The following is a 26,835-nucleotide window of genomic DNA, read 5'->3' as shown; positions in this document are numbered from 1 at the left end:
CGCCTCGTTGCACCTCATTCTCCCCTCTGGCTTCAACGCCCATTTTTCGCTTTCCGACTGCGTCAGAATTCGGCTCGCAATGGCTCGAATCAGCTCGTCCGCGTGACTCGCATTAGCGTCCGCACGGCCGGCGCGCACTCGCACATTATTAGAAATAAAATGCAAATCAAACATATTCATCATTACAACGGCTATGCCGTCAAACCCTCGACGCACCGTTTACCCGATGGCTCGTTTTCGTCCAACCTGCTGCTCGAACGCGCTGACAGCGCGCGCACCGAAGGGCGCTACCAGTTCTATTCGCTCGACTACTTCACGAACGAAGAACAGGCTTTGCAGCACTCGGCACGCTGGGCACACCACTGGGTCGACACGCGCGGTTAAACGCGCTCAATAAGCGTGGTCACGCGCGCTATTCATGGCCTTCGGCCTTGATCTGCGCGCGCAGTTCGAACTTCTGGATTTTCCCCGTCGACGTCTTCGGTAATTCGCCGAAGCGCACCGCTTTCGGCAATTTGAATCCCGCAAGAAACAGCCGGCAGTGCGCGATGATCTCTTCTTCGGTCACCTGCGCGCCTTCCTTGAGTTCGACGAAGGCGCACGGCACTTCCCCCCATTTCGGATCGGCCATCGCCACCACGGCGGCAACCGATACCGCAGGGTGGCGATACAGCGTGTCTTCGACCTCGATACTCGAGATGTTCTCGCCGCCCGAAATGATGATGTCCTTACTGCGATCGCGAATGCGGATATAGCCGTCAGGCATCCGTACACCGAGATCGCCGGTATGGAACCAGCCGCCGCGGAAGCTTGCCTCCGTGGCGCGCTCGTTCTTCAGATACCCTTTCATGCAGATATTGCCGCGGAACATGATCTCGCCGAGCGTTTCGCCGTCGGCGGGCACAAGCTCGTGCGTGTCCGGATCGAGTACCGTCACCGCCGATTGCAGGTGGTAGCGCACGCCTTGCCGCGCATTCATTTCGGCGCGCGCGCTGTCGTCGAGGGCATCCCACGCTTCCTGTTTTGCGCAGACGGCCGCCGGCCCATAAGTTTCAGTGAGCCCGTACACGTGCGTCAGATCGAAACCGATCTCCTTCATCTTCGCGATTACGGCCGGCGCTGGGGCCGCGCCCGCCACCATCGTCGATACGCGATGCGTGATCCCCTCGCGCCACTCAGCCGGCGCATTGGCGAGCGCGCTCTGCACGATCGGCGCGCCGCAATAATGCGTGATGCCCTCGCGGCGAATCAGGTCGAACACCGTCTTCGCGTCGAATCGGCGCAGACAGACATTCACGCCGGCGCGCGCGGCAACGGTCCATGGAAAACACCAGCCGTTGCAGTGGAAAAGCGGCAGCGTCCATAAGTAGACCGCGTGCCTGGGCATATCCCATTCGAGGATATTGCTGAGCGCATTCAGATAAGCGCCGCGATGGTGATAGACCACGCCCTTCGGATCGCCGGTCGTGCCCGACGTATAGTTCAGCGCGATGGCGCCCCATTCGTCGACGGGCATCGTCCACGCGAAAGCGGGGTCACCGGCTTGCAGGAACGTTTCATAGTCGGTCGCGCGGATGAACTTCGCGGGGTCCGCGGGCATCGCGTCGGCCACACTGATCACACGCAACTCAGGAAACTCCAGCGCGGCGCGATGCGCGAATTCGCCGTATTCCGTATCGACGATCAACGCCTTCGCCTCACCATGGCGCAGCATGAATAGCAGCGACGACACGTCGAGCCGCGTATTCAGCGTGTTGAGCACAGCGCCGGCCATCGGCACGCCGAAGTGCGCTTCTATCATCGGAGGAATGTTGGGCAGCAAGGCGGCCACCGTGTCGCCGCGCTCGATGCCGGCCTGCCGCAGCGCACTGGCCAGACGCCGCGCGCGCTCGTACGTCTCGCGCCAGGTGCGGCGAATCTCCCCATGGACGACCGCCAGCCGCTCACCGTAGACTTCAGCCGCGCGCGCGATGAAATCGATCGGCGTCAGCGGGACATAATTGGCCTCACGCCGCTCGAGGCCTTCTTCGAACATGTGCTTCATCGCTTCGTCTCCTGAGGCGCTGGCCGCGCCGTCGCTTATTCTGGTGGGTAAGCTAGCCTAGCAAGTGACATGGTGAACTGTCTGTCATTCAAATGACAGAGTGGTTCGCCCCAGCGTGGGCCACCCGACTTCAGCCGAATCCGCCACTCAAGCCGCTTATGAACGACGCTCCGCTCCCCGTCCTCGCGGACACCCAGCCGCACCGCACCGAACGGGTCGCGCGCGACGATCTGCCGCGCCTGTTTGCCACCTGCGCGTGGTTTCGGGCGCTCGCCGCCGACCATCAGGCGATGGTCCTCGCGAGCGCTCATGCGGAACGGCTCGAGGGCGGCGCGTGGATCGCCCGCCGCCAGGAGCCGTCGGACTACTGGATCGGCGTGCACACCGGCCTCATCAAGCTCGCCATCTACAACGCGTCGGGGCGCAGTTGCACGCTGTCGGGCGTGCCGCCCGGCGGCTGGTTCGGCGAAGGCAGCGTGATCAAGCGCGAACTACGCAAATACGACGTGGCCGCGATTCAGCCCTCGCTCGTCATGTTCGTGCCATCGGCGACGTTCCATGCGCTGCTGGAGAGCAGCCTGCCGTTCACCGGTTTCGTGATCCGGCAACTGAACAACCGGATGGGCGAGTTCATCGCGTCGATCCAGAATAGCCGGCTGCTCGATGTGGATGCACGCGTCGCGCAATCGCTCGCGCAATTGTTCAATCCCGATCTGTATCCCGACACCGGCCGCACACTCGCTATTTCGCAGGAAGAAGTCGGCCTGTTAGCGGGCGTATCGCGTCAACGGATCAATCAGGCGCTGCAAAACCTCGAAAAGCTGCAGATTTTGCGCCTCTCGTACAACCAGATCGACGTGCTCGATCTCGAGCGTCTAGGTGCATTCGGCCGCGAACAGATCTAGCGCTCACGCGCCGCACCGCGTTTCATCGCCCTCTCATTGCAACGGCCGCTCGAGCACGGCCGTTTTGCTTATCCGCGCCTAAATTTTCAGCAGATGGATAAAGAAAGCGCTACCGCAGCCGTTATGCGGACTATGCAACGCAGATTGCAGCCTCGCTCTATTCCGAGCTCAACGTCTCGTCGAAACCGATAATGAACCGTCTGACACTGAAACAGAAACTGTGGGTGCCGTTGCTGTTGTGCTGGGTCGCGCTCCTGATCGTGACCGTTGTGAACGCGTTCGATGCACGTAACGCTCAAATGGACGCACGCCAGGCCGATCTGGCCGACGTCACCGACATGGCGGCGTCGATCGTCGCGGATTACGCGAAGCAGGCCGACGCCGGCAAGCTCTCCGTCGACGTCGCTAAACAGCAGGCCATCGCCCGCATCAACGCGCAGCGTTACGGCGCGTCCGGCTACGTGACGATCGTGCGCAGCGATTCGGTGATGATCGATCATCCGATGAGCCCAAAGTTGAACGGCAAGGACATGAGCGGCTTCCGCGACGCGAAGGGCAACGCGCTCTATCACGACATCGCGCAAGCGGGCGGCTCGGCGGGCGGTTCGGGCTACTTGCGCTACTGGTGGCCGAAACCCGGCGAAACGACGCCGAGCGAAAAGATCGGCTACGTGAAGCGTTTTGCGCCCTGGGGCTGGGATTTCATCGCCGGCGCTTACATGGACGACATCCAGGCGCAGTTCTACGCGACGCTAGCCCGCTCGGCCGGCATGCTCGTGGTGCTGGGCGTGCTCGTCTCGTTCGTCGCGTCGCGCGTAGTGCGCAACGTGTCGCGCTCGATCGGCGGCGAACCGGCCACTGCCGCCGCGATCGCCATGCAGATCGCGCGCGGCGATCTCGCCACCCGCATCGACCTGCGCCGCGACGACACGTCGAGCCTGCTGTTCTCGCTGCGCGAGATGCGCGATCAACTGGCGGCTACCATCACGCGCATCAAGACGTCCGCGGAGACGATCACGATCGCGTCGAAGGAAATCGCCGCGGGCAACCTGGATCTGTCGAGCCGCACCGAGGAACAGGCCGCGTCGTTGCAGCAAACCGCGGCCAGCATGGACGAACTCACCAAGACCGTCACGCAGAATGCCGACAACGCGGCCACCGCATCGGAATTGGCGACGGACGCGTCAAGCATCGCCGCGCGCGGCGGTCAGGTGGTCAACGACGTGGTGCAGAAAATGGCCGGCATCACCGATAGTTCACGCAAGATCGGCGAGATCATCAGCGTGATCGAGGGCATTGCGTTTCAGACCAATATTCTCGCGCTGAACGCGGCGGTCGAAGCCGCCCGCGCCGGCGAAGAAGGCCGCGGTTTTGCGGTGGTCGCGGGCGAAGTGCGCAATCTCGCGCAACGCAGCGCGACGGCGGCGAAGGAGATCAAGGTGTTGATCGATCAGTCGGTCGCGCAAGTCGGCGAAGGCTCGTCGCTGGCCGGCCGGGCCGGCAGCACGATCGGCGAAGTGGTCGACGCGGTGCGCCGCGTGACGGCCATCATCAATGAGATCTCCGCGGCTTCGAAGGAGCAGAGTTCGGGCATCGGCGAAGTCAACCTCGCCATCCGTCAGATGGACGACGTCACGCAACGCAACGCCGCGCTCGTCGAGCAGGCCGCAGCCGCCGCGGGCTCGCTCGATGAGCAGACGGAGCGCCTGCAGCATGCCGTTGCGGTGTTCAAGGTCGAGCAGCGCGCGTAGCCGGATGGCGCCGCGTCGGGCGCGAGAAGCTTTAATGAAAAAGCCGTCACAGGGAATGCCCGGTGACGGCTTTTTCTTTTGAAGGTTCGACTACCCAACCAGATAGTCGACTTCCGTTGCGATTTACGCGGCTCGCACGTCGCTGCGTCGCGTGAGTGGCCGCTCGAGCATGGCGTCGCTGCCAAATAGCGTGAAGGCGATATCGGCCAGCACGCCTGACTTCTTCCAGCGCAGGTAATAACGATGCGCGGTCTGATACGGCGCATAGCGCTCGGGCATCGCGCTCCACGGCGCGCGCGTGCGCAGCACCCACATCACGCTATTCATCACGCGGCGAATGTCGATGCTGGGACGGCCGCGCCGAGGCCCGTGCTCTTTCATTTCGGGCAGCAGCGGCACGATGCGGTGCCATTGCTCGTCCGTGAGATCGTGAACGGCCGGTGTGTGAGTCAGATTTGAAGCGAGAGTATTCATGCAGTAGAAACGCGCCTGCAGCACACGTGCTAGCGTCGCCGCGAAAATAAGGTCGATCGATAAATGAATTTCAGACTAACGCAAGCACGCATTCACGAAAGTTAATTCTTGTCAGATGCATGTGGACAAATGTCAATAAACGCAACGATTTATTGCGTCGAAGAATTTTTGGCGTGACGAAGGTGGTGATTTATTATCGGCGCGCCCGCGGCGTGGCCACGCTACACCGCGCGCCTCAATTAAAAATCCATAACCGACAAGCAGGAAAACCAGTGAGACAAGTAAGGCTCCTCAAGACCGCCGCAGTTATAGGCGGCGCGATCGTCGCCATGACATCCGAGCAGGCTTCGGCACAAAGTTCGATCACGCTATACGGCGTGGCCGATGTGAGCTTGCGCTACCTGAGCCATTCCAACGCGAAGAACGACGGGCGCCTGTTCATGACCAACGGCGCGATCACCAATAGTCGCTGGGGTCTGCGCGGCTCGGAAGACCTGGGCGGCGGTCTGAAGGCGATTTTCGATCTGGAAAGCGGCATCAATCTACAGGACGGCTCGGCCTCGGACAGCCAGCGACTCTTCAACCGCAACGCGTATGTCGGCCTTAGTAGCCAATACGGCACGGTCACGCTCGGTCGTCAGAAGACGCCGTTGTTCGATCTGCTCGGCGATACCTATGATCCGCTGACCGTCGGTAACTACGCGGAAAACTCGTGGCTGCCGGGCGCGCTCGGCGCCGGGCTCTATGCCGACAACGCCGTCAAATACACCGGCACGTACAAAGGCCTGACCATGGCCGCGATGTACTCGTTCGGCACCAACGCGGAATCGACCGGCGTGGGCGGCTTCTCCGGGCAGGTTCCGGGCCATCTCGGCGCCGGCAATATGGTCGGCTTCACGTTGTCGTACGTAGCCGGTCCGTTGAGCGTCGCGGCCGGGGTGCAGCAGAACAGCGACAACAGCAATCACAAGCAAACCCTCTTCAACGCGGATGCGGTCTATGCCTTCAGCACGGCGAAGGTGTACATCGGCTATCTGCATTCGAAGGACGACACGGGTTTCGTCGATAGCGCATTGGCGCAGCAACCGCTCGTGCAAGGCGTCGACATCCTGAAGGGCTCGGGTCGGGTCGACAACGGCCCGTTTGCCGGCATAACGTGGCAGGCTACCCACGCGCTGACGCTGACCGGCGCGGCCTACTACGACCACATGTCGAACGCGGCGATCGGCAACGGTCTGCTGGGCAGCGGCAATCGCTATACGTTCGTGGCGCTGGCGGAATACGCGCTGTCGAAGCGCACCGAGGTGTACGGCACGGTCGATTTCGACAAGGTGTCGGGTGCCGCGTCGGTTGAGTTGCCGGGCAAAGATAATCAGACCGGCGTTGCGCTAGGTCTGCGGACGATTTTCTAGAGCGTCTGGATCAGGGGTGGGCCCAGTGGGCCTGCCTGGGCCTACTCGGGCTTTGCTGGGCGCGGCGGCGTCTGGCATGCGGATGTGGCGGCTTGCGCATATCGCGCGCCCATAAAAAAAGGTGCCGCGAACGGCACCTTTTCCACAACAACTAGCTTCTGCGGAAGCTTAGAAGCGGTGACGCAGACCGACCGTAGCAGCCGTCTGGTTCTTCGACGACGACGGCAGTTGCGAGTTGTCGCCGCTGTAGATCGAAGCGACACCGCCGTCGCCCATTGCGTGCTGGTACACGGCTTGAGCGTAGACGTCCGTACGACGCGACAGCGAGTAGTCAGCTTGCACGCCGATCTGGTGGTAGCGAACCGATTCCGAACCACCGTTGGCAGCAACGCCGTAGCCCTTGCCGTCGGTGAACGTGTACGCAACGCCCAGGCTCATAGCCGGCGTCAGGTTGTACTTGCCGTTGACTTCATAGTTGTTAGCGCGCAGCGACTGTGCACCACCGACGAAGTTGTCCGAACGCGATTGCGTCCATGCCAGACCCAGGGTAGCCGGGCCGAATGCGTACGAACCAGCAAAGCCGAATTCACGCTGACGGAAGCTGCCGACGTTGCCTGCCAGTGCGTTGACGTACGAACCGTCCGACGCGCCGCCGTTACCTGCGCCCGGGTTGTTCTGCTGTGCGTAAGCAGCACCGAGGTGCAGACCTTGCCACTGGTATGCAGCACCAACGCTGTATTCGCGGTTGTTTGCGAATGCGCCAGCCTGGTTCGAGAAGCCGTACGTGCCGCCGAACGTGAAGCCAGCGTAGTTAGCGCTCGAGTACTTGATCGAGTTGTTGACCGAGTAGCCGCCGTTCGTGCTCAGGTTGTCGTTGTTGAACGGGTGAGCGAAGTACGTACCGCCCCAGCTGCCCGTTGCGGTCAGCGGTGCCAGGTAGTCTTGCGCTGCGTCGTATTGACGACCCAGCGTGACCGTACCGAATTGCGCGCTCGACAGACCGACGAACGACTGACGGTTGAACATGCCGTTGTTGTTAGCGAACTTGCCGTTGTTGATGTTGAAGCCGCTTTCCAACGTGAAGATTGCCTTCAGACCGCCGCCCAGATCTTCCGAACCACGCAGACCGAACATGCTTTGGTTGATGCCACCGCTACCTGCCGAGTACTTTGCGTTGTGGTTGACGTTGCTGGTGTACGTCAGGCCTGCGTCGAGCAAACCATACAGGGTCACGCTGCTTTGAGCGTGAGCGACGGAAGCGAACGATGCGGCAACCGCAACAACGATGAGACTCTTTTTCATGCGTGGGACTCCTGTTCGATAAATTTACGCGGGGAGCGGGACTTGCCTCAGCTGCGCATGCATGACATCCGCTGCTGCCCGTGTTCGCCGAACCGTTTTCCGGTCGGCATCTGGGCACCCTTGAAACGAAGCGTGAGTGTAGGGGGCGACCCTGGTGGTAACGCCCGCAATTTACACAACATGATTTTTCAGAATCCGCAATAATCCGGACCTGCCAGGCCTTAAGTCGTTGTTTTTCCTGCATTTATCGCAACATCGCAGACGTCTGGCGCCTGCTCCAGACATAAGTCATTTGCAATCTCTCAATATTAAAAGTTGTGCGCATGCAACAGTGTTTAATACGCGTGACGTAATCGGGTCGGACCCAAGAATGATGAAAGCCGGCATATTGCTCGAAATTGAGGCAATGACAAAACGGGTATTACGGAGGGGAGTAGATTTATTTTAGAAAGACGGGAACTTAATCTGGAAAATGCGGTCGTGCATTTAAATGCCAGTTATCCCGCAATATTTGATGCAGGTCATAAAGGTTTTACAACGGCGAAGTGGTTGCGAACTCAATTCGCGCGGCGCCAATGCGGCTAGGGCGCGCGCTGGCGCAGCCAGAAGACAGCCCAAGAAAAAACCGCCCTTAGGGCGGTCTTATGAAATCCTGCTTGGGTCGCTCATGCTCGTTCGCGCTGTACGCTGCAACAGCGCGCGTGTCGAAATTGAAGCTTTCGGCACGGGCATTGCCCGGAGGTGAGTTGCGGCGCCGGCCGCCGCGTGACAAAAACCCGTGCTGAAAGCGGACGGCAAACATCGAACAGCCTTCCGTCTTTATTTAACGGCGACGCGGTTCCAATTTTTACACGGAGTTTCCCTAATTACCGGCAAGCCTTACCTTATGGCGTGTCGCGTCCGGGGGGGGCCAAGGGTGGCCTGATCGACTTCGTCGAGCGTCTGCATCGATCAGCGCAATCATTCAGTGGCGATCGAGCCGGGAGCCCGGCACCTCGTCGCCCGATACGCTCAGGAACGCCTCCAGTCCGAATAGCCACGCAAAGCAGAATGTCGCACGTGCCAGCGCGGAGATTTGCCTGCGCGGCATGGCTTCCCCGCCGTCTTCCACGGATGAAGCCAACAAAGGTTGAGGCGGAACGAATTCGGTAACGGTGTGGTCGGGTCGCATGATAGTTCTCGTTATGGGTACGGTCTTGACGCCGACATTGAGCAAACCATGTGCCACAGGCAGGGACGGAATTCAGGGTCGTATTTAGGCAGACTAGCGGCACGTTGCGGATCAGTCTGTGCGCTTGACCGCCAACGAGAAATCCAGCTCCGGCATACCCGCAAAACCCGGCTGGAATCCACACACCCGAAATCCGAATCCGAATTAATCGCGCGGTGGACGCGCTATATCGCCGCACGCCATTACCGATTTCAAGCCGTAAAACGAAAAAGGGTTTCGAAGTCTCGAAACCCTTTTTACATTGATGGTGGGCCGGGTCGGATTCGAACCGACGATGTCCTTTCGGAGGCGGATTATGAGTCCGCTGCCTGCAACCAGCACGGCGTCCGGCCCAAGAAAAAGACCCGGTCTTGAAGGCCGGGCCGATTCCTTGATTGGCCGACATACTACACGAAAAAGGGGCCTCCGCAACCGCTTCGCTATCGCGAAACAACCGGGAAGCCCCTTCAAACCGCTACATCGATTACTACACGCTACAAGCGTCGATCAATTCCCTTCAAGGAACGACTTCAGCTTGTCCGAACGGCTCGGATGACGCAGCTTGCGCAGCGCCTTCGCCTCGATCTGACGGATCCGCTCACGCGTCACGTCGAACTGCTTGCCGACTTCTTCGAGCGTGTGATCGGTGCTCATCTCGATACCGAAACGCATGCGCAGCACCTTCGCTTCGCGCGGCGTCAACGAGTCGAGCACATCTTTCACGACGTCGCGCATGCTGGCATGCAAGGCCGCATCCGCCGGCGCCACCGTGTTCGTATCTTCGATGAAGTCGCCCAGATGCGAATCGTCGTCGTCACCGATCGGCGTTTCCATGGAGATCGGCTCTTTCGCGATCTTCATGATCTTGCGGATCTTGTCTTCCGGCATTTCCATCTTCTCGGCCAGCGTTGCCGGATCCGGTTCGAGACCGGTTTCCTGCAGAATCTGACGCGAAATACGGTTCATCTTGTTGATCGTTTCGATCATGTGAACCGGAATCCGGATCGTACGCGCCTGGTCGGCGATCGAACGCGTAATGGCCTGGCGAATCCACCACGTGGCGTACGTGGAGAACTTGTAGCCGCGGCGATATTCGAATTTGTCCACCGCCTTCATCAGGCCGATATTGCCTTCCTGAATCAGGTCGAGGAACTGCAGACCACGGTTCGTGTACTTCTTCGCGATCGAGATCACGAGACGCAAATTCGCCTCGGTCATTTCGCGCTTGGCTTGCCGCGCCTTCAGTTCACCGGCCGCCATCTGACGGTTGGTTTCCTTCAGGTCCTTCAGCGGCAATACGACACGCGCCTGCAGGTCCAGCAGACGTTGCTGCTGTTCGCGGATAGCCGGAATGTTCCGCGTGAGGATCGCGCTGTAGGCGTGACCCTCGCCGACAATCCGGTCGGCCCATTCGAGATCCGTTTCGCTGCCCGGAAAACGCGCGATGAACTCCGCGCGCGGCATGCCGCACTTGTCGACCACCGTGTGCAGAATCTGACGCTCGACCTGACGCACTTCGTCCACTTGCGCGCGCAACGTATCGCACAGACGCTCGACCGTGCGCGCGGTGAAGCGGATCGTCATCAGTTCGTTCTGGATCGTTTCCTGAGCCTTCAGATACGACTTGGACTTGTAGCCTTCTTTCTCGAACGCGCGACGCATCTTGTCGAACCATTCGCTGATCAGGGCAAACTTTTCGAGCGACGCACGCTTGAGCGCTTCCATCTGCGCTGCGTTGGCCGTGGCTTGCGCCGTGCCGTCGTCTTCTTCCTCGTCTTCCTCGGACTCTTCTTCGACTTCTTCTTCGTCGCTCTCGATCGCTTCCGCCTCTTGCGCGGAGAAGCCGTCCGCGTCTTCCGCGTTGGCGTCGATCAGGCCGTCCACCAGTTCGTCGATCCGGATTTCCTCGTTCGCGACCCGCTCAGCCATGGCGAGGATGTCGGCGATCGTGGTCGGGCACGCGGAGATTGCCATCACCATGTGCTTCAGACCGTCTTCGATCCGCTTGGCGATTTCGATTTCGCCTTCGCGCGTGAGCAGCTCGACCGTGCCCATTTCGCGCATGTACATGCGGACCGGGTCGGTGGTGCGGCCGAATTCGGAGTCGACGGTGGACAGCGCGACTTCGGCTTCCTCTTCCACTTCGTCGTCCGACGAAGCGGCGGGTGCGTTGTCGTTCAGCAGCAGCGTTTCAGCGTCCGGGGCCTGTTCATACACCGCCACGCCCATGTCGTTGAACGTGCTGATGATGCCTTCGATCGCCTCGGTCTCGGTGAAGTTGTCCGGCAGGTGGTCGTTTATTTCGGCGTACGTGAGGAAGCCGCGCTCCTTGCCGAGCTTGATCAGCGTGCGCAGTTTGGAACGGCGCTCCTCGAGTTCCTCGACCGTGCCCGGCTGTGACGACGCGAACGCGTCTTTCAGCAGCGCTTTTTCCTTTGCACGACGGTCGCGAGCCTTGACCTTTTCCACTTTGGCCGGAGCCGCGGCGGCAGGGGTTTCTTCGCTTTGGGTTGCTTCGTCATCGACGGGTACTTCATTCAGCTTTTTCGTCATGGAGTTCGCCGTACCGGCTGTAGTCTCGACTCGCGGCTGGTGGACGCCAGCCGGTTGAACCGTGGATACTGGAACCTCGCGGACTGCCGCATCGTCCTGCGCGACAACCGCTTCCCTTGCGCTTCTGACACCCGGCCGCTTCGTGACCGGTGGTGATACCACTCTCGCTGCCTCAACCTGCTCCGCTCGCGCAGCGGAACTGGTCAAGGATTTCTTCCCCGCAACCGGTGCAACACTGACGGTAGACGTTTTTCTGGCGGAAGAATCTAGCCTGGCCTCGGTGACCTTTCTGGTCGGCTCCTTCGAGCCTGTGCCTGCCGCTTTATTTCCGCCTGTAGTCTTTGCCATCGCATCGCCCTTCGCCTGTTGGCCTTTGCTAGGAAAACCCTTTGAAAAACAAACCGCTGGAAACCTTTTATTATACCACTTCGACCCTTCGCAACCGGCCTAGAGCCCCAGCTGGCGCTTCATGTCGGCCCGCTTCCGGTTCAACTCCGACAGCTCCGCAAACTCCTCCGGCGTGTGCCGGGATTGCCGCGAAAGTTGCTCGAGACGATCGCAATAAGCGTCGTACCGCATCTTCAGAATCGCGGCTTTCAATTCCTCGCCGACAATTCGCTCCTGCTCGCGCCGTTCCTCGATGACGGTCGCATCCTCCGGGTCCTTCAGCAACAAATCCCGGACGTTTTCATCATAGTCTAGAATTTTGCGAAAGATTTCCTCGAAAGTTGGGGCGTTCGCGCCGTTTCGCAATAGATCGGACAGCAACTGAAACTCCGCCGAATCGCCCAGCGCACGCGCGTGCGTCGTCACTTCTTCGAACAGCTCGCCGTGCCGCGTCACCGTCAGAAGCGCCTGCTCGGCGTCTTCGTCGAGCACCGCCACCGTGCGCGGATACATCACCAGATTGCGCAGCGTTTTCTCTTCGATCCCGGTCACGCTGCGCCGGTCTTTGCGGGCCGGCGCCGAGCGGGCGGCCACCGCGATCCGCGAATCGACCTCGCAGAGGGCCGCCACTTCGTCGAACGGCACGTCGAGCCGGTCGGCGAACATATGCATGATCTGGGCGCGCAGCGCATTGGCCGGCAGCGCCTGCAGCAAGGGCTTGGCGTCGAACAGCGCGCGGGCCCGGCCTTCGGGCTGATCCAGCTCCTTGCCGGTCAGCACCTCATTGAGCATGAACTGTGACAGCGGCATGGCGCGCTCGACCTGCTCGGCGAAGCCCTCGGTGCCGAATTCACGCACGTAGCTGTCCGGATCGTGCTCAGACGGCAGAAACAGGAAGCGGATGGTGCGATTGTCGGCCGCGTGCGGCAGACAGGCGTCCAGCGCGCGGCGCGCGGCGCGCCGCCCCGCCGAGTCGCCGTCGAAACTGAAAATGACCGTATCGGTCTGACGCATCAGTTTCTGCACATGAATCGGCGTGCAGGCCGTGCCGAGCGTCGCGACCGCGTTCTGAAACCCCAATTGGGCCAGCGCGACCACGTCCATATAGCCTTCGACCACCAGCACGTAGTGCTGTTCGCGAATCGCCAGACGCGCCTCGAACAGCCCGTACAACTCGCTGCCTTTGTTAAATAGCGGCGTTTCGGGCGAATTCAAATATTTCGGCTCGCCGCTGTCCAGTACCCGGCCGCCGAAGCCGATCACCTGCCCCTTCACATTGCGTATCGGGAACATGATCCGCTCGCGAAAGCGGTCGTAACGGCGGTTCTGACCCTGCGCGTCCGACTTTTCGCTGACAATCACCAGCCCCGACTCGACCAGCGAATCGTCCCGATAGTTAGGAAATGCCGGCTCGAGGTTCTGCCAGCCGTCTGGGGCGTAGCCGAGTCCGAAGCGGGCAGCGATCTCGCCGGTCAAGCCGCGTTTCTTCAGATACTGAATCGCGGTGGGCGCGCCACGCAGTTGCTTGCGGTAAAAATCGCAGGCGGTTTGCATGACGTCGGAAAGCGCCGTGGTGACCGCTTTGGACGCCGCTGGCGCATAGCCGCCGCCCCCGCCGCCATACCCCGGCGATGGCTCGTTCGGCACGGTCAAGCCGACCGACTGCGCGAGATCGTTGACGGCCTCGGGGAACGACGAGCCAACGTGTTCCATCAGGAACCCGATCGCCGTGCCGTGCGCGCCGCAGCCGAAGCAGTGATAGAACTGTTTAGTCGGACTAACCGTAAACGAGGGGCTTTTTTCGTTGTGAAACGGGCACAGCCCCATGAAGTTCGCGCCGCCCTTTTTCAGCTGCACATACCGGCCGACCACGTCGACGATATCGACGCGGTTGAGCAGGTCCTGCAGAAATGACGGAGGAATCACAGTAAATGACGCTACCTGAAAAGCTCAAGGCTGCGCGCGCCGCCCGTCGAGCGACGGTGCGCGCAGACCCGATAGACGGAAATTACTTCGCGAGCGCGGCTTTGACTTGCGCCGAGACGGCGGTCATGTCGGCGCGGCCGGCCAGCTTCGGCTTCAGCACGCCCATCACCTTGCCCATGTCCTGCGGGCCGGCAGCGCCGGTTTGCGCGACCGCGGCCTGAACTTCGGCAACGATCTCCGCCTCGGACATCTGCTCCGGCATATACGCGGACAGGATCGCCATTTCGGCCTTTTCCTTGTCGGCGAGATCCGTGCGGCTGGCGGCCTCGAACTGGCTGATCGAGTCTTTGCGCTGCTTGATCATCTTGTCGATGACCGCCGTGATCGCCGTGTCGTCGAGCGTGATGCGCTCGTCGACTTCGCGTTGTTTGATCGCGGCGAGCAACAGGCGGATCGTGCCGAGACGCTCGGTTTCACGCGCCCGCATGGCGGCTTTCATGTCGTCGTTGATCTGGTCCTTGAGACTCATCACTCACCTGAATGCGTTGGAATTTGAAAATCCGGCCGGGCCGACCGCATCAACACGAATACCCGCTTGGGACTGCTTCCTCAAACGGGTTGGCGCGATATGCGTAATGTGTGCGACCCTGCCGGCTGGCCCGAAGGGACCGTGTTTTCCGTGACGGCGCCTGCAGCGCCCTCACCGGTTGGATGTCGCCGCTCCGTTCGACGGGAACCGCGGCAACGCCAGAATCAGTAGAACTTTTTTGGCAGCATCTGGCCACGCAGATGCTTGAAATGACGCTTCACCGCAGCCGCTTTCTTGCGCTCAGCCGTAGGCTTTTCGTAAAACTCGCGAGCGCGAAGTTCCGTCAACAAGCCGGTTTTCTCCATGCTGCGCTTGAAACGGCGCACGACAACTTCAAACGGCTCGTTGTCTTTTACGCGGATGGTCGTCATTTTTCAATAACGGCACTTTGTAAAGGTTCAGGAGTATAGCAGAGCTCTCTCACAAAGCTAATGCGCCGTCAAGCCCCCAGAGCGTACTCCGCGGCCGCCTGTCCAGCCGCCACGCCCGACGCCCACGCCCACTGAAAATTGTAGCCGCCGAGCCAGCCGGTCACGTCGACCGCCTCGCCGATGAAGTACAAACCTGGCGCACGCGCGCTCATCATCGTCGCCGACGACAGGTCGCGCGTGTCCACCCCGCCGCGCGTCACTTCGGCCTTGCGATAGCCTTCGGTGCCGTTGGGCGTGAGCGTCCAGCGCGACAAGGCCTCGCCGACGCGTCGCAGGGTCTTGTCCGGCAGATCGGCGACGCGTGCGTCGGCGGGAATCTGGTGGGTTTCCAGCCAGACGTGCGCAAGCCGCTGCGGCACCCATTCGGACAGCAGATTGGCGATCTGGCGCTTCGTGCCGGTTTTGGCCTCCAGCAACGCGGTGGTGGCGTCCTTTTCCGGCAGCAGATTGATGTGAATCGGCTCGCCGGGCTGCCAGTAGCTCGAAATCTGCAGCACGCCCGGGCCGGACAGGCCTCGATGGGTCAGCAGCAGATCTTCGTTGAATTCCGCGCCGGTCTTCTTGTTGCCGGTCGCGAGTTGCACTTCCAGCGATACGCCCGACAGCGCCGCGAACGGCTCCCAGTCGGCCGCGGCGAAGGTCAGCGGGACGAGCGCCGGGCGCGTGTCGATCAGCTTGTGGCCGAATTGCTTCGCGACGCGGTAGGCGAAATCCGTCGCGCCGACCTTGGGGATCGACAGACCGCCGGTCGCGATCACCAGCGCGCGCGCCGTGATCGGACCCGACTGGGTGTCCAGCGTGTAGCGGCCTTCCGCGTCCTGCCGCACCTGCTCGACCGACAGCGGCGTGCGCCACGCGACACGGCCCGCGTCGCACTCGGCCTTCAATACATTGATGACGGCGTCGCTCGACTGGTCGCAGAAGAGTTGCCCCTTGTGCTTCTCGTGCCACGTCACGTGATGCCGCTTGAGCAGCGCCATGAAGTCGCGCGGCGTATAGCGCGCCAGCGCCGAGCGGCAAAAATGCGGATTGGCAGACAGGTAATTAGCCGGGCCGGCGTACAGATTGGTGAAGTTGCACCGGCCGCCGCCGGAGATGCGGATTTTTTCCGCGAGACGCTGCGAGTGGTCGATCAGCACCACGCGACGGCCGAGTTGCCCGGCCACGGCCGCGCACATCATGCCGGCCGCGCCTGCGCCGATTACCGCGATATCGAAGGATTCCATGGGGCCGCATTGTACCTGCGCGTCTGCGGCGGCTTGTCGGCACTGCTATACTTTCAGGCTTGCCTTTTCATTTTCTCGGCCGCGTCCTGACAGTCCCTGCGCGTCGTATCCGCAGTGTCACGCACGGCCGTGGTCGTTCGAACCCAACCATCCATCATGCTCGTTCTCGGCATCGAAAGCTCCTGCGACGAAACCGGTCTCGCGCTCTACGACACAGAGCGCGGCCTGCTCGCGCACGCGCTGCATTCGCAAATCGCGATGCATCGGGAATACGGCGGCGTGGTGCCTGAACTGGCGTCGCGCGACCATATCCGGCGTGCGCTGCCGTTGCTCGAAGAAGTGATGGAGCGCGCCGGTGCGGCGCGCAGCGACATCGACGCGATCGCCTACACGCAAGGGCCAGGGCTCGCGGGCGCGCTGCTGGTCGGCGCGAGCGTGGCCAATTCGCTGGCCATGGCGTGGGACAAGCCGACTATCGGCATCCACCATCTCGAAGGGCATTTGCTGTCGCCGCTGCTGGTGGACGAGCCGCCGCCGTTTCCGTTTGTCGCGCTGCTGGTGTCCGGCGGACATACACAATTGATGCGCGTAACGGACGTCGGCGAGTACGAAACGCTCGGCGAAACACTGGACGACGCAGCCGGCGAAGCCTTCGACAAAACCGCCAAGCTGCTCGGCCTCGGTTATCCCGGCGGCCCCGAAGTGTCGCGCATGGCCGAATTCGGCACGCCCGGCGCGGTGGTGCTGCCGCGTCCCATGCTGCATTCCGGCGACCTCGACTTCAGCTTCAGCGGCTTGAAAACCGCTGTGCTCACGCATGCAAAAAAGCTCGGCGGCGCGAATATCTGCGAGCAGGCGAAAGCCGATCTGGCCCGCGGTTTCGTGGACGCAGCGGTCGACGTGCTGGCGGTGAAGTCGCTGGCCGCGCTGAAAAAAACCAAGCTGAACCGGTTGGTGGTGGCCGGCGGCGTGGGCGCGAACCGGCAACTGCGCGAGGCGCTTTCCGCCGCAGCGAAGAAACGCAATTTCTATGTGCATTATCCGGATTTGTCGCTGTGCACGGACAACGGCGCGATGATCGCGCTGGCCGGCGCGTTGCGCTTGCAGCGCTGGCCGGATCAGTCGGGCAAAGATTACGCGTTCACGGTGAAGCCGCGCTGGGACCTGACTTCGCTCGCACGCTAAGCTCGAAAGCTCAGTAGTTCGGCGCGCGTAAAAAAGCCGCTCTTTTAGAGCGGCTTTTTTATTGGCGACCAGCGTGGGGCAATGAACTTATCAAACCGCCCGCTTATCGCGCTCGATCACCGCGTACGCGCTGTGATTGTGAATCGACTCGAAGTTCTCCGCTTCAAGCACATACGCGACGATCCGCTCGTCCGCATTCAGACGCTGCGCGACGTCGCGCACCAGATCTTCGACGAATTTCGGATTCTCGTAGGCACGCTCGGTGACGAACTTCTCGTCCGGACGCTTCAGCAGGCCCCACAGCTCGCACGACGCTTCTTCCTCAGCGATACGAACCAGTTCTTCGACGGCCACGTCGCCGGCCAATTCGGCGTTGATCGTGACGTGCGAGCGCTGGTTGTGCGCGCCGTACTGCGAGATCTTCTTCGAGCACGGGCACAGGCTCGTGACCGGCACCAGCACCTTCAGAAACAGACGCGTCGCGCCGTTACGGGTCTCGCCGGTCAACGTGACTTCGTAGTCCAGCAGGCTTTGCACGCCCGACACCGGCGCGGTCTTGTTCACGAAATACGGGAAAAACACTTCAATACGGCCGGCCTCGGCCTCGAGTTTTTCCAGCATCGCGGCGAGCATCGTGCGGAACGTAGTCGACTCCAGCGGCGCCTTGTTCTCTTCAAGCAACGCAACGAATCGCGACATATGCGTGCCCTTCTGGTCAGCGGGCAGATGCACGTCGAGATTCCACGTGCCGATTGTCGGCTGGACGTCGCCGCTTTGCGTGCGCACCGTCAACGGATGACGCACGGCCTTCACGCCGACGCGCTGAATCGGGATCTGACGCGTATCGGGCGTGCTTTGCACGTCGGGCATCACAAAGGCGGGATTCATCTGATTCATTGTCTTGTCCTTTCCAGAAAACGCCGGGCCGCGCAGGCTTTTCGCTCCGCAGGAAGTCACCTTGGAAGGCTGCCGCGGACTGTCGCGAACCGACAGTTCGGGGGCGCTCGGCGGCCGTGCGGATCAGGTCGCGCAACGGCGAACGCCGGCCCCGGCCGGCGTTGGATGATGGGCCAGAAGGCCCATCGATTCAAGTTGGAGATTGCTATGACCGCGATAGCAACGCGGCTCGGGCGACGAGCCGCGCCGCCTGATGCGACGCTTTAAGCGACGCGCTTCACCGACGACTGACCGCCGACCGCGCCGCTCGACAGAAAGCGTTCGCGAATCGACTTGGCGATGCCGACGGCGTCGAGACCGCACGCGGCGAGCAGCTTGCCCGGATCGCCATGATCGATGAACTGATCGGGCAGGCCCAGTTGCAGCACCGGCCGCAACACGCCGCTTTCAAGCAGGGCTTCGACGCAGGCCGAACCCGCACCGCCCATCACGCAGCCTTCTTCGACCGTGACGATGGCGTCGTGCGTTTCGGCGAGCTGGCGGACCAGATCCGTGTCCAGCGGCTTCACGAAGCGCATGTTCGCGACCGTGGCGTCCAGTTGCTCGGCGGCGGCCAGCGACGGCGCGACCATCGTGCCGAACGCCAGAATCGCGATCCGCTTGCCCGCGGGTTGCGAAGTCTCGCGACGGATTTCACCCTTGCCGATCGGCAGCACAGCCATCTGCTTGACGGTTGCGACACCCGTACCGGCGCCGCGCGGATAGCGCACGGCCGTCGGGTTCGGCTGCTGCAATGCCGTGTACAGCATCTGACGGCATTCGTTTTCGTCCGACGCGGCCATCACCGTCATGTTCGGGATGCAGCGCAGGAACGCCAGGTCGTAAGCACCTGCGTGCGTGGCGCCGTCGGCACCGACCAGACCCGCGCGGTCGATAGCGAACACCACCGGCAGATTTTGCAGCGCGACGTCGTGGATCAACTGATCGTAGGCACGTTGCAGGAAGGTCGAGTAAATCGCGACCACCGGCTTCATGCCGTCGGCGGCGAGGCCGCCGGCGAACGTCACCGCGTGCTGCTCGGCGATGCCGACGTCGAAATAACGATCCGGGAAGCGCTTCTCGAACTCGACCATGCCCGAGCCTTCGCGCATGGCCGGCGTGATGCCCACCACGCGCGGATCGAGCTCGGCCGCGTCGCACAGCCATTCGCCGAACACCTGCGTGTAGGTTTTCTTCGACGGCGTGGTAGCCGGCTTGATGCCTTCCGCCGGATTGAACTTGCCCGGGCCGTGATACAGCACCGGATCGGCCTCAGCCAGCTTGTAGCCTTGACCCTTCTTCGTCACGACGTGCAGGAATTGCGGACCGCGCAGTTCCTTGATGTTCTGCAGCGTCGGGATCAGCGAATCGAGGTCGTGACCGTCGATCGGGCCGATGTAGTTGAAACCGAACTCTTCGAACAGCGTGGCCGGCACGATCATGCCCTTCGCGTGCTCTTCGAGCTTGCGGGCCAGATCGAGCATGGGCGGCGCAACGCGCAGCACACGTTCGACACCGGCACGCGCGGCGGCGTAGAAGCGGCCCGACATCAGACGCGCCAGATGGCGATTCAGCGCGCCGACCGGCGGCGAAATCGACATATCGTTGTCGTTCAGGATCACCAGCAGCGGCACGTCGTCTTCGACGCCGGCGTTGTTCATCGCCTCGAAGGCCATGCCGGCCGTCATCGCGCCGTCGCCGATCACGGCGATGCCCGTACGGTGCTCGCCCTTCAGCTTGCTCGCGATCGCCATGCCGAGCGCAGCCGAGATCGACGTGCTGGAGTGCGCGGTGCCGAAAGTGTCGTATTCCGACTCGTCACGCTTCGGGAAGCCCGAGATGCCGCCGAGCTGACGCAGCGAGTGCATCTGGTCGCGACGGCCGGTCAGGATCTTGTGCGGATAGGTTTGATGGCCGACGTCCCAGACGATCCGGTCACGCGGCGTGTCGAACACATAGTGCAGCGCAATGGTCAACTCGACCGTGCCGAGGTTGGACGAAAGATGGCCGCCCGTCTGCGATACGCTGTCGAGCACAAAGGCGCGCAACTCGTCGGCAAGCGGTTGCAGTTGGCGGCGATCGAGGCGGCGCAAGGCTGCCGGGTCGTCGATGGTTTTCAGCAAGTCGTACATCGTCGTTCCATTGTAGGAAAACTTACGCGCCCGCACTTCATACATGCACCTCGTGGGGAAGATGCGCGGCGGCGGGCTTTCGCGTTCAGCTAACCCGGTTCACCACCAGGTCGGCCAATTCGGCAAGACGCTGCGCGCGTGCGCCAAACGGCGCCAGTGCAGCATGAGCGTCGCTACGCAGCTGTGCTGCGAGCGTACGCGAGGCGTCGAGCCCAATAATCGACACGTAGGTCGGCTTGCCGTCCTTCGCGTCTTTACCTGCGGTTTTGCCGAGCGTCGCGGAGTCGGTCGTGACGTCGAGAATATCGTCGACGACCTGGAACGCGAGGCCGACAGCGGCCGAATACGCGTCCAGCGAACGCATCGCGTCCGCGTCCGGCGTCTCGCCTGCCAGCGCGCCCATGCGCACCGCGGCGCGCAGCAAGGCGCCGGTTTTCATGCGGTGCATGGTTTCGAGCTGGGTGCGCGTCAGCGTATGGCCGACGCTGGCCAGGTCGATCGCCTGACCGCCGCACATGCCGATCGAGCCGCTCGCCAACGCCAGTTCACGCACGAGCGAAGCCTGCTGTGCCGGCGCCAGAACCTCCGACGTCAACGCGACGAACGCCTGTGCCTGCAGCGCGTCGCCGACCAGCAATGCCGTGGCTTCGTCATACTGGACGTGTACCGTGGGCTTGCCGCGCCGCAGCGCGTCGTCGTCCATGCAGGGCATGTCGTCGTGCACGAGCGAATACACGTGAATCATTTCCAGCGCCGCCGCCGCCGCGTCGAGGCATTCGGCGCGCGCGCCGGTCAGCTCGCCGGCCGCGTGGCACAGCAGCGGGCGAACCCGCTTGCCGCCGCCCAATACCGCATAGCGCATGGCTTCATGCAGTTTGGCCGGCTCGGTGGTCTCGCTCGGCAGGTAATGTTCTAGTGCCGTTTCGACGCGCTCGAGTACCGAGCGCATCCATGGTTCGAATGTCATAGGTCGTCCCCGCTCTCAGTAGCGGCTGTGCCTGCGCTATTCATGGGCAGCGGTTTGAGCGTCTCACCGTCGAGCACGCGCACCTGCTGCTCGACCTTTTCGAGCTGCTGCTGACAAAACGCCACGAGCGCGGCGCCGCGCCGGTAGGCGGTCAGCGACTCCTCGAGGCTGAGATTGCCGCTTTCCATGCGCGCCACCAGCCCCTCCAGTTCCGCCTGGGCGGCCTCGTAGTTCTCGGGCAGCGGCGTGGTGTCGACGCCTTCAGCTGGCGCGGCAGCAGCCTCTTTCGATGCGGTCTTCGCCATGAATAGTCGCAAAATTAAAACAAGTCGGACATTCTACGGCAAAAGCGACATTTCCGATCCGCTCGCCGCCCTGCGCGGAGCCTTTCCCCTACGTTTATCCCCGATTTGCCCTGTGCGCGCCCGCTGAGTGTCTCAGAAAAGAATCCTTGGGTCAGCGCAAAAAAACCACGAACTTCCCCGACATTTTTGATCCAAATGAACTACTTACGTGCCCCGGACCAGGGGAAACGGGTATAATCGCGGGCTCCCTAAATCGAATCTTCGATGGTTGGGTTGTTCACTGCTTTCACGTCTTCACGGGAGTGGGAATGTCCAATCTGAGCAATGCATTGCAGTTGCGGTCTGTCCACAGCCAGCTGCCAGTCACGGCTTACTTTGACGAAGCGCTTCTAACGCGCGAAATCGAAACCCTTTTCAAGAAAGGTCCTCGTTACATCGGCCACGATCTCATGGTGCCCGAAGCGGGGAATTATTTTGCCTTGCCCAGCGAGAGCGAGGGGCGTGTGCTCGTCCGTAACCAGCAGTCACAAGTCGAACTGCTGTCGAACGTGTGCCGCCACCGGCAAGCCATCATGCTCAACGGCCGCGGCCAGACGGAGAACATCGTCTGCCCGCTGCATCGCTGGACGTACGACCTGAACGGTCAGCTCCTCGGCGCGCCGCATTTCGCGGACAACCCGTGTCTGAATCTGGGCGCCACGCCGCTGCAGAACTGGCAAGGCCTGCTGTTCGAAGCGCAGGGGCGTGACGTCGCGCGCGATCTGGCACGCCTTGGTCCCAGCCAACATTTCGATTTTTCGGGCTTCATGTTCGATCACGTCGAAGTGCACGAGTGCAACTACAACTGGAAGACCTTTATCGAGGTCTATCTGGAGGATTACCACGTCGCGCCGTTCCATCCGGGCCTCGGCAGCTTCGTCAATTGCGACGACCTGACGTGGGAATTCGGCGAGTGGTACAGCGTTCAGACGGTCGGCGTGCACAAGGATCTGGAGCAGCCGGGCAGTCCGACGTACCGCAAGTGGCACGACGAGGTGCTGCGCTTCCGCGGCGGCAACCCGCCCGAATTCGGCGCGATCTGGATGGTGTATTACCCCGGCATCATGATCGAGTGGTATCCGCACGTGCTGGTGGTGTCGTGGCTGATTCCGCGCGGGCCGCAGAAAACCACCAACGTGGTGGAGTTCTATTACCCTGAAGAAATCGCGCTGTTCGAACGCGAGTTCGTCGAAGCCGAGCGCGCCGCCTATATGGAAACCGCCAGCGAAGACGACGAGATCGCCGAACGCATGGACGCCGGCCGCCGCGCGTTGATGGATCGCGGCGAGTCGCAGGTTGGTCCGTACCAGAGCCCAATGGAAGACGGCATGCAGCACTTCCACGAGTTCCTGCGGCGCGAACTTGGCACGATCTGATGTGATCTGATCGGCGTTTGAGCGGAATGTGATCCGCTTCACGCCCGGGCAGCGCCGGCAGGCAGCGCCAACACAAGGAAAGACGGACTTCGGTCCGTCTTTTTTTGTTTAGACTAACGGGATAGCTCGGCCATCCGCTCGTGGCGTCATGCCGCTGAACTGAGCCGCCATCGCCCGTATGAAGGAGACGTCATGCCGCACACTCACTACACCACGCTGATCTCCGCGACGAATCTCGCGGAACGGCTCACCGCTGCGCCGGGCAGCGTGTTCGTCATCGATTGCCGGTTCGATCTGGCCGACACGGAAGCGGGCGAAAAAGCCTATCTGGCCGGGCATCTGCCGGGCGCGCATTACCTGAACCTCGATCGCGATCTGTCGGGGCCGAAGACGGGCACGAACGGGCGTCATCCGTTGCCGGATCGGGCGCGTCTCGTGGAGACGCTGGAGTCGCGCGGACTGAAGCAGGGGCAGCAGGTTGTCGCCTATGACTCGCAGGGCGGCATGTACGCCGCTCGCGCGTGGTGGCTGCTGCGCTGGCTCGGGCATGACGCGGTCGCGCTGCTCGACGGTGGTTTGCAGGCCTGGGAGGCCGCCGGTTTTCCGCTGACGCAAGACGTGCCGGCGCAGAATACCGGCGACTTCAAGGCGGCCGCGCCGCTGGCCGTCACCGTCGATGTGCAAACGGTCGAGCGCAACCTCGCCTCGAAGGAACGCGTGGTGGTCGACGCCCGTGCGGCCGATCGCTATCGCGGCGAGAATGAGACGCTGGATCGCGTCGGCGGCCACATCCCGGGCGCGCTCAACCGTTTCTTCAAGGACAACTTCACCGCCGACGGCCGCTTCAAGCCCGCGCACACGTTGCGTGAAGAGTTCCACGCGCTGCTGGGCGATACGTCGCCGGAACATGTGGTGCTGCAATGCGGCTCGGGCGTGACGGCATGCGTCAATGCGGTGGCGATGGAAGTCGCCGGTCTGCATGGCGCAGCGTTGTACGCGGGCTCGTGGAGCGAATGGAGTGCGGACTCGAAGCGGCCGATTGGCACCGGGGCGAATGCTTAAGCGAAAGTAGCCGTGAACTACCGATTAGTTTGGCAACAAAAAGCCGTTGCCGCTGTAAAGCGGCAACGGCTTTTTTAATCGTGTCGTCGAACTCTGCGCCTCACGCCACGCCATGCTGCCTGAACCACACCAACGCCCGCCGCCAGCCATCCTCGGCATCGGCCTTCTTATAACTCGGCCGATAATCCGCGAAAAACGCATGCCCTGCGTCGTCGTACACCACGAACTGCGACCCACGCCCCGCCTCCGGACCCTGCGCGATAGCCCGCTTCATCTGCTCGAGCGTGTCCTGCGGAATGCTCTGATCCTGGCGCCCGTATAGGCCAAGCATCGGCGCATGCAACTGCGCCACTTCATCGAGCGGATTCGCGGGGTTCATCACGCTTTTCTGCCCCGTCACGCGGCCATACCAGGCCACACCCGCCTTCAATCGCGGATTGTGCTCGGCGTACAGCCACGCAATCCGCCCACCCCAGCAGAAGCCATTCACGCCGAGCCGGTTCAGATCGCCGCCATGCTCGCCCGCCCAGGCGACGGTCGCATCCAGATCGCCCATGACCTGATCGTCGGGTACTTTGCTGACCAGTTGCTCATTGAGTTGCTGCATGCTCGTATAAACGGTGGGATCGCCCTGCCGCTCATACAGATTCGGCGCAATCGCCAGATAGCCCTGCTTTGCAAAGCGCCGGCACACGTCGGCGATATGCTCGTGCACGCCGAAAATCTCATGCACGACGATGATCACCGGCAGATGCGTCTTGCCCTTCGGCTGCGCGCGGTACGCGGGCACCAGCGTGTCGCCGGAACGCACGGCCACTTCGCCGGCTTCGAGGCCGTCGCTATCGGTATGGATGGTTTGTGCCGACACCGGCATCACGGCGGCCGCGAATCCGGTGCCGAGCGCGGCTTTGATGAAGGTGCGTCGATTGAAGGGAACGTGCGGGACGAGGCTGTCGATCTCAGGTTTCAGCATGCGGCGCTCCTCGGTTGCAAAAGGTTGCGTAAGGGAGGCAACAGGATACGCCTGCCGCGCATCCCGTTGCAGATGCAACCTTCGCGAAGCGAAGGTCGTGGCACCCATCGCCCCACCCTCGCCCTCGCAATCACCCTTACCCTGACCCGCCGTTGCCTTTAGTGCAGCTTGACTCGCGGCAGCGTAGTACGCCGCAACCAGTGCGCGAACGTATCGAGCACCATTCGCGCGTAGCCGTGCAGCGCGGCGATATGCAGCCGGTACAGCGACATGTACATGAACCGCGCGAACAGCCCTTCGATCAGCATGTTGCCGCCGATCACGCCGCCCATCAGATTGCCGACCGCGCTGAAATGCCCGAGCGACACCAGCGAGCCGAAGTCGCGATAGGTGAATTCCGGCAGCGGCTTGTTGTCGAGCCGCGCGGCGAGCGCTTTCATCAGAAAACTCGCCTGCTGGTGAGCGGCCTGCGCGCGCGGCGGCACGTTCCGCTCGTTGCCCGGCCACGGACACGCGGCGCAATCGCCGAGCGCGAAGACGTTGTCGTCGATCTCGGTTTGCAGCGTACGGCGCACGATGAGTTGCCCCAGACGATTGACCGGCAGACTGTCGAGCTGGCTCAGAATCGCCGGCGCCTTGATGCCCGCCGCCCACACCGTCAGATCGGCGCGCACGGTTTTGCCACTCGCGGTGCGAATCATGCCGGGCGCGACTTCGGCCACGGTCTCGCCGATCATCAGCTTCACGCCGAGCTTGGTCAGCAGTTCAGCGGTCGCCGTCGAAACACGTTCCTGCAGCGCCGGCAAAATACGCGGCCCCGCTTCGATCAGCACAATGCCGACGTCATGCCGCGGATCGAGCTTATGCAAGCCGTACGCGGACAACACCTGCGCGGTGTTGCGCAATTCCGCCGACAGTTCGACGCCGGTCGCGCCGCCGCCGACAATCGCCACCTGAATGCGCGGCTCGGTGGGCACACCCACGTCCGGCACCGCTTCGACAGGCTCATGCACCTGATGCTCCGCGCGCATGCACGCCGCGATCAGACGTTTGCGGAACCGCTCGGCCTGGCTGACCGTATCGAGCGCCAGCGAAAACTCCGGCGCGCCTTTCACGCCGAAGAACGCCGTGGTGCTGCCGATCGCGATGACCAGCGTGTCGTATTCGAGTTCGCGTTCGGGCAGCAACTCAGCGCCGTCGTCGTCGAGCACGGTGCTGAGCGTGAGACGCTTATTGGCGCGGTCCAGACCGGCCAGTTCGCCCTGCTGAAACTCGAAGCCATGCCAGCGCGCTTGCGCTGCATATTCGAGTTCCTGCGTGAACGGGTCCATGCTGCCGGCCGCCACTTCGTGCAGCAGCGGCTTCCAGATATGTGTGGGATTGCGGTCGACGAGCGTGACTTGCGCGCGCACGCCGCCTTTGTTCTTGTGAGGCGCATAGCGATCGCCCAGACGCGTGGCTAATTCCAGCCCGCCCGCTCCCCCGCCAACGACGATAAATCGATGCATTGAACTCTCCGTGTTTGCTGATCGGTTATGCGTCGCACGGCGCATCGCAACGCGCCGTCTTTCAGCGATTGTCCGCGAGCAGCACGGGTTGTCACAAGCTATCAATGCGCATATGTGACATGCGCACGACGATATCGCATCC

22 protein-coding genes and 1 tRNA gene are annotated in these 26,835 nt (G+C 62.0%); 7 read left to right on the top strand and 16 right to left on the bottom strand.

Going from position 1 to position 26,835, the window contains the following annotated elements:
* Positions 1 to 159 precede the first annotated feature (159 nt).
* A complete protein-coding gene (locus HWY05_RS33795; RefSeq protein WP_035561215.1) occupies positions 160 to 384 on the top strand; it encodes a hypothetical protein in 225 nt (74 codons plus the stop codon).
* 28 nt (positions 385 to 412) lie between these two features.
* Here HWY05_RS33795 and HWY05_RS33790 read toward each other — a convergent pair whose 3' ends face one another.
* Complete coding sequence (locus HWY05_RS33790) at positions 413 to 2,044, bottom strand: acyl-CoA synthetase (RefSeq protein ID WP_176061077.1); 1,632 nt, start codon at positions 2,042 to 2,044, stop codon at positions 413 to 415.
* 158 nt (positions 2,045 to 2,202) lie between these two features.
* Here HWY05_RS33790 and HWY05_RS33785 point away from each other — a divergent pair, with 158 nt between their 5' ends.
* Together HWY05_RS33785 and HWY05_RS33780 are read left to right on the top strand one after the other, a co-directional pair.
* Positions 2,203 to 2,949 (top strand): Crp/Fnr family transcriptional regulator, encoded by a 747-nt coding sequence (locus HWY05_RS33785; protein WP_176061076.1) that lies wholly within the window; start codon positions 2,203 to 2,205, stop codon positions 2,947 to 2,949.
* Between the two features lie 191 nt (positions 2,950 to 3,140).
* Positions 3,141 to 4,700, top strand: a complete 1,560-nt coding sequence (locus tag HWY05_RS33780) for a methyl-accepting chemotaxis protein (RefSeq protein WP_035561207.1) — start codon at positions 3,141 to 3,143, stop codon at positions 4,698 to 4,700.
* Positions 4,701 to 4,823: 123 nt separating this feature from the next.
* Here the strand turns inward: HWY05_RS33780 and HWY05_RS33775 are convergent, their stop codons facing one another.
* Positions 4,824 to 5,174, bottom strand: coding sequence for a transposase (locus HWY05_RS33775; protein ID WP_035564050.1), 351 nt, complete (start codon positions 5,172 to 5,174; stop codon positions 4,824 to 4,826).
* Between the two features lie 329 nt (positions 5,175 to 5,503).
* On the opposite strand from HWY05_RS33775, the gene HWY05_RS33770 reads away from it, so the two are divergent.
* The gene (locus tag HWY05_RS33770; protein WP_176061075.1) at positions 5,504 to 6,586 is read left to right on the top strand and encodes a porin; all 1,083 of its coding nucleotides are present in this window, start codon (positions 5,504 to 5,506) and stop codon (positions 6,584 to 6,586) included.
* A gap of 168 nt (positions 6,587 to 6,754) precedes the next feature.
* Here HWY05_RS33770 and HWY05_RS33765 read toward each other — a convergent pair whose 3' ends face one another.
* From HWY05_RS33765 to HWY05_RS33730, 8 genes are all read right to left on the bottom strand, one after another.
* Positions 6,755 to 7,888, bottom strand: a complete 1,134-nt coding sequence (locus HWY05_RS33765) for a porin (protein WP_035561201.1) — start codon at positions 7,886 to 7,888, stop codon at positions 6,755 to 6,757.
* 964 nt (positions 7,889 to 8,852) lie between these two features.
* Positions 8,853 to 9,059, bottom strand: coding sequence for a hypothetical protein (locus HWY05_RS33760; protein ID WP_176061074.1), 207 nt, complete (start codon positions 9,057 to 9,059; stop codon positions 8,853 to 8,855).
* 305 nt (positions 9,060 to 9,364) lie between these two features.
* Positions 9,365 to 9,452: transfer RNA gene (locus tag HWY05_RS33755), tRNA-Ile, on the bottom strand.
* Between the two features lie 153 nt (positions 9,453 to 9,605).
* On the bottom strand, positions 9,606 to 11,999 hold the full coding sequence (gene rpoD / locus HWY05_RS33750) for an RNA polymerase sigma factor RpoD (protein ID WP_081936310.1): 2,394 nt from the start codon (positions 11,997 to 11,999) through the stop codon (positions 9,606 to 9,608).
* Between the two features lie 99 nt (positions 12,000 to 12,098).
* Positions 12,099 to 13,964 (bottom strand): DNA primase, encoded by a 1,866-nt coding sequence (gene dnaG, locus HWY05_RS33745; protein ID WP_035561195.1) that lies wholly within the window; start codon positions 13,962 to 13,964, stop codon positions 12,099 to 12,101.
* An 82-nt stretch (positions 13,965 to 14,046) separates the two neighbouring features.
* Complete coding sequence (locus HWY05_RS33740; protein ID WP_035561192.1) at positions 14,047 to 14,493, bottom strand: GatB/YqeY domain-containing protein; 447 nt, start codon at positions 14,491 to 14,493, stop codon at positions 14,047 to 14,049.
* A 224-nt stretch (positions 14,494 to 14,717) separates the two neighbouring features.
* Positions 14,718 to 14,924, bottom strand: a complete 207-nt coding sequence (gene rpsU / locus HWY05_RS33735) for a 30S ribosomal protein S21 (protein WP_176061073.1) — start codon at positions 14,922 to 14,924, stop codon at positions 14,718 to 14,720.
* Positions 14,925 to 14,992: 68 nt separating this feature from the next.
* Positions 14,993 to 16,210: an NAD(P)/FAD-dependent oxidoreductase gene (locus HWY05_RS33730; RefSeq protein WP_176061072.1), complete on the bottom strand. Its 1,218-nt coding sequence runs from the start codon at positions 16,208 to 16,210 to the stop codon at positions 14,993 to 14,995.
* 156 nt (positions 16,211 to 16,366) lie between these two features.
* On the opposite strand from HWY05_RS33730, the gene tsaD reads away from it, so the two are divergent.
* A complete protein-coding gene (gene tsaD, locus HWY05_RS33725; RefSeq protein ID WP_035561182.1) occupies positions 16,367 to 17,395 on the top strand; it encodes a tRNA (adenosine(37)-N6)-threonylcarbamoyltransferase complex transferase subunit TsaD in 1,029 nt (342 codons plus the stop codon).
* Positions 17,396 to 17,485: 90 nt separating this feature from the next.
* On the opposite strand, the gene folE2 is transcribed toward tsaD, so the two are convergent.
* The 4 genes from folE2 to HWY05_RS33705 all read right to left on the bottom strand — a co-directional run bounded on the left by folE2 (position 17,486) and on the right by HWY05_RS33705 (position 21,735).
* Positions 17,486 to 18,292, bottom strand: coding sequence for a GTP cyclohydrolase FolE2 (gene folE2, locus HWY05_RS33720; protein ID WP_176061071.1), 807 nt, complete (start codon positions 18,290 to 18,292; stop codon positions 17,486 to 17,488).
* Between the two features lie 263 nt (positions 18,293 to 18,555).
* A complete protein-coding gene (gene dxs / locus HWY05_RS33715; RefSeq protein ID WP_035561177.1) occupies positions 18,556 to 20,463 on the bottom strand; it encodes a 1-deoxy-D-xylulose-5-phosphate synthase in 1,908 nt (635 codons plus the stop codon).
* Positions 20,464 to 20,548: 85 nt separating this feature from the next.
* Complete coding sequence (locus HWY05_RS33710) at positions 20,549 to 21,430, bottom strand: polyprenyl synthetase family protein (RefSeq protein WP_176061070.1); 882 nt, start codon at positions 21,428 to 21,430, stop codon at positions 20,549 to 20,551.
* Positions 21,427 to 21,735, bottom strand: coding sequence for an exodeoxyribonuclease VII small subunit (locus HWY05_RS33705; RefSeq protein ID WP_111932566.1), 309 nt, complete (start codon positions 21,733 to 21,735; stop codon positions 21,427 to 21,429). The genes HWY05_RS33710 and HWY05_RS33705 overlap by 4 nt, the downstream gene beginning before the upstream one ends.
* Before the next feature lie 308 nt (positions 21,736 to 22,043).
* Between HWY05_RS33705 and HWY05_RS33700 the strand changes: the two genes are divergently transcribed.
* On the top strand, positions 22,044 to 23,150 hold the full coding sequence (locus HWY05_RS33700) for an aromatic ring-hydroxylating dioxygenase subunit alpha (protein WP_176061069.1): 1,107 nt from the start codon (positions 22,044 to 22,046) through the stop codon (positions 23,148 to 23,150).
* Between the two features lie 192 nt (positions 23,151 to 23,342).
* Complete coding sequence (locus HWY05_RS33695; RefSeq protein WP_176061068.1) at positions 23,343 to 24,212, top strand: sulfurtransferase; 870 nt, start codon at positions 23,343 to 23,345, stop codon at positions 24,210 to 24,212.
* Between the two features lie 100 nt (positions 24,213 to 24,312).
* On the opposite strand, the gene HWY05_RS33690 is transcribed toward HWY05_RS33695, so the two are convergent.
* Positions 24,313 to 25,185 (bottom strand): dienelactone hydrolase family protein, encoded by an 873-nt coding sequence (locus tag HWY05_RS33690; RefSeq protein ID WP_176061067.1) that lies wholly within the window; start codon positions 25,183 to 25,185, stop codon positions 24,313 to 24,315.
* 158 nt (positions 25,186 to 25,343) lie between these two features.
* The gene (locus HWY05_RS33685) at positions 25,344 to 26,693 is read right to left on the bottom strand and encodes an NAD(P)/FAD-dependent oxidoreductase (RefSeq protein WP_035561161.1); all 1,350 of its coding nucleotides are present in this window, start codon (positions 26,691 to 26,693) and stop codon (positions 25,344 to 25,346) included.
* Between the last annotated feature and the right edge of the window lie 142 nt (positions 26,694 to 26,835).

Source organism: Paraburkholderia sp. BCC1876 (assembly GCF_902833695.1).
GTDB lineage: Bacteria > Pseudomonadota > Gammaproteobacteria > Burkholderiales > Burkholderiaceae > Paraburkholderia.
The sequence above is the reverse complement of the archived record's forward strand: the minus strand, read 5'-3'. Positions and strand labels throughout refer to the sequence as shown.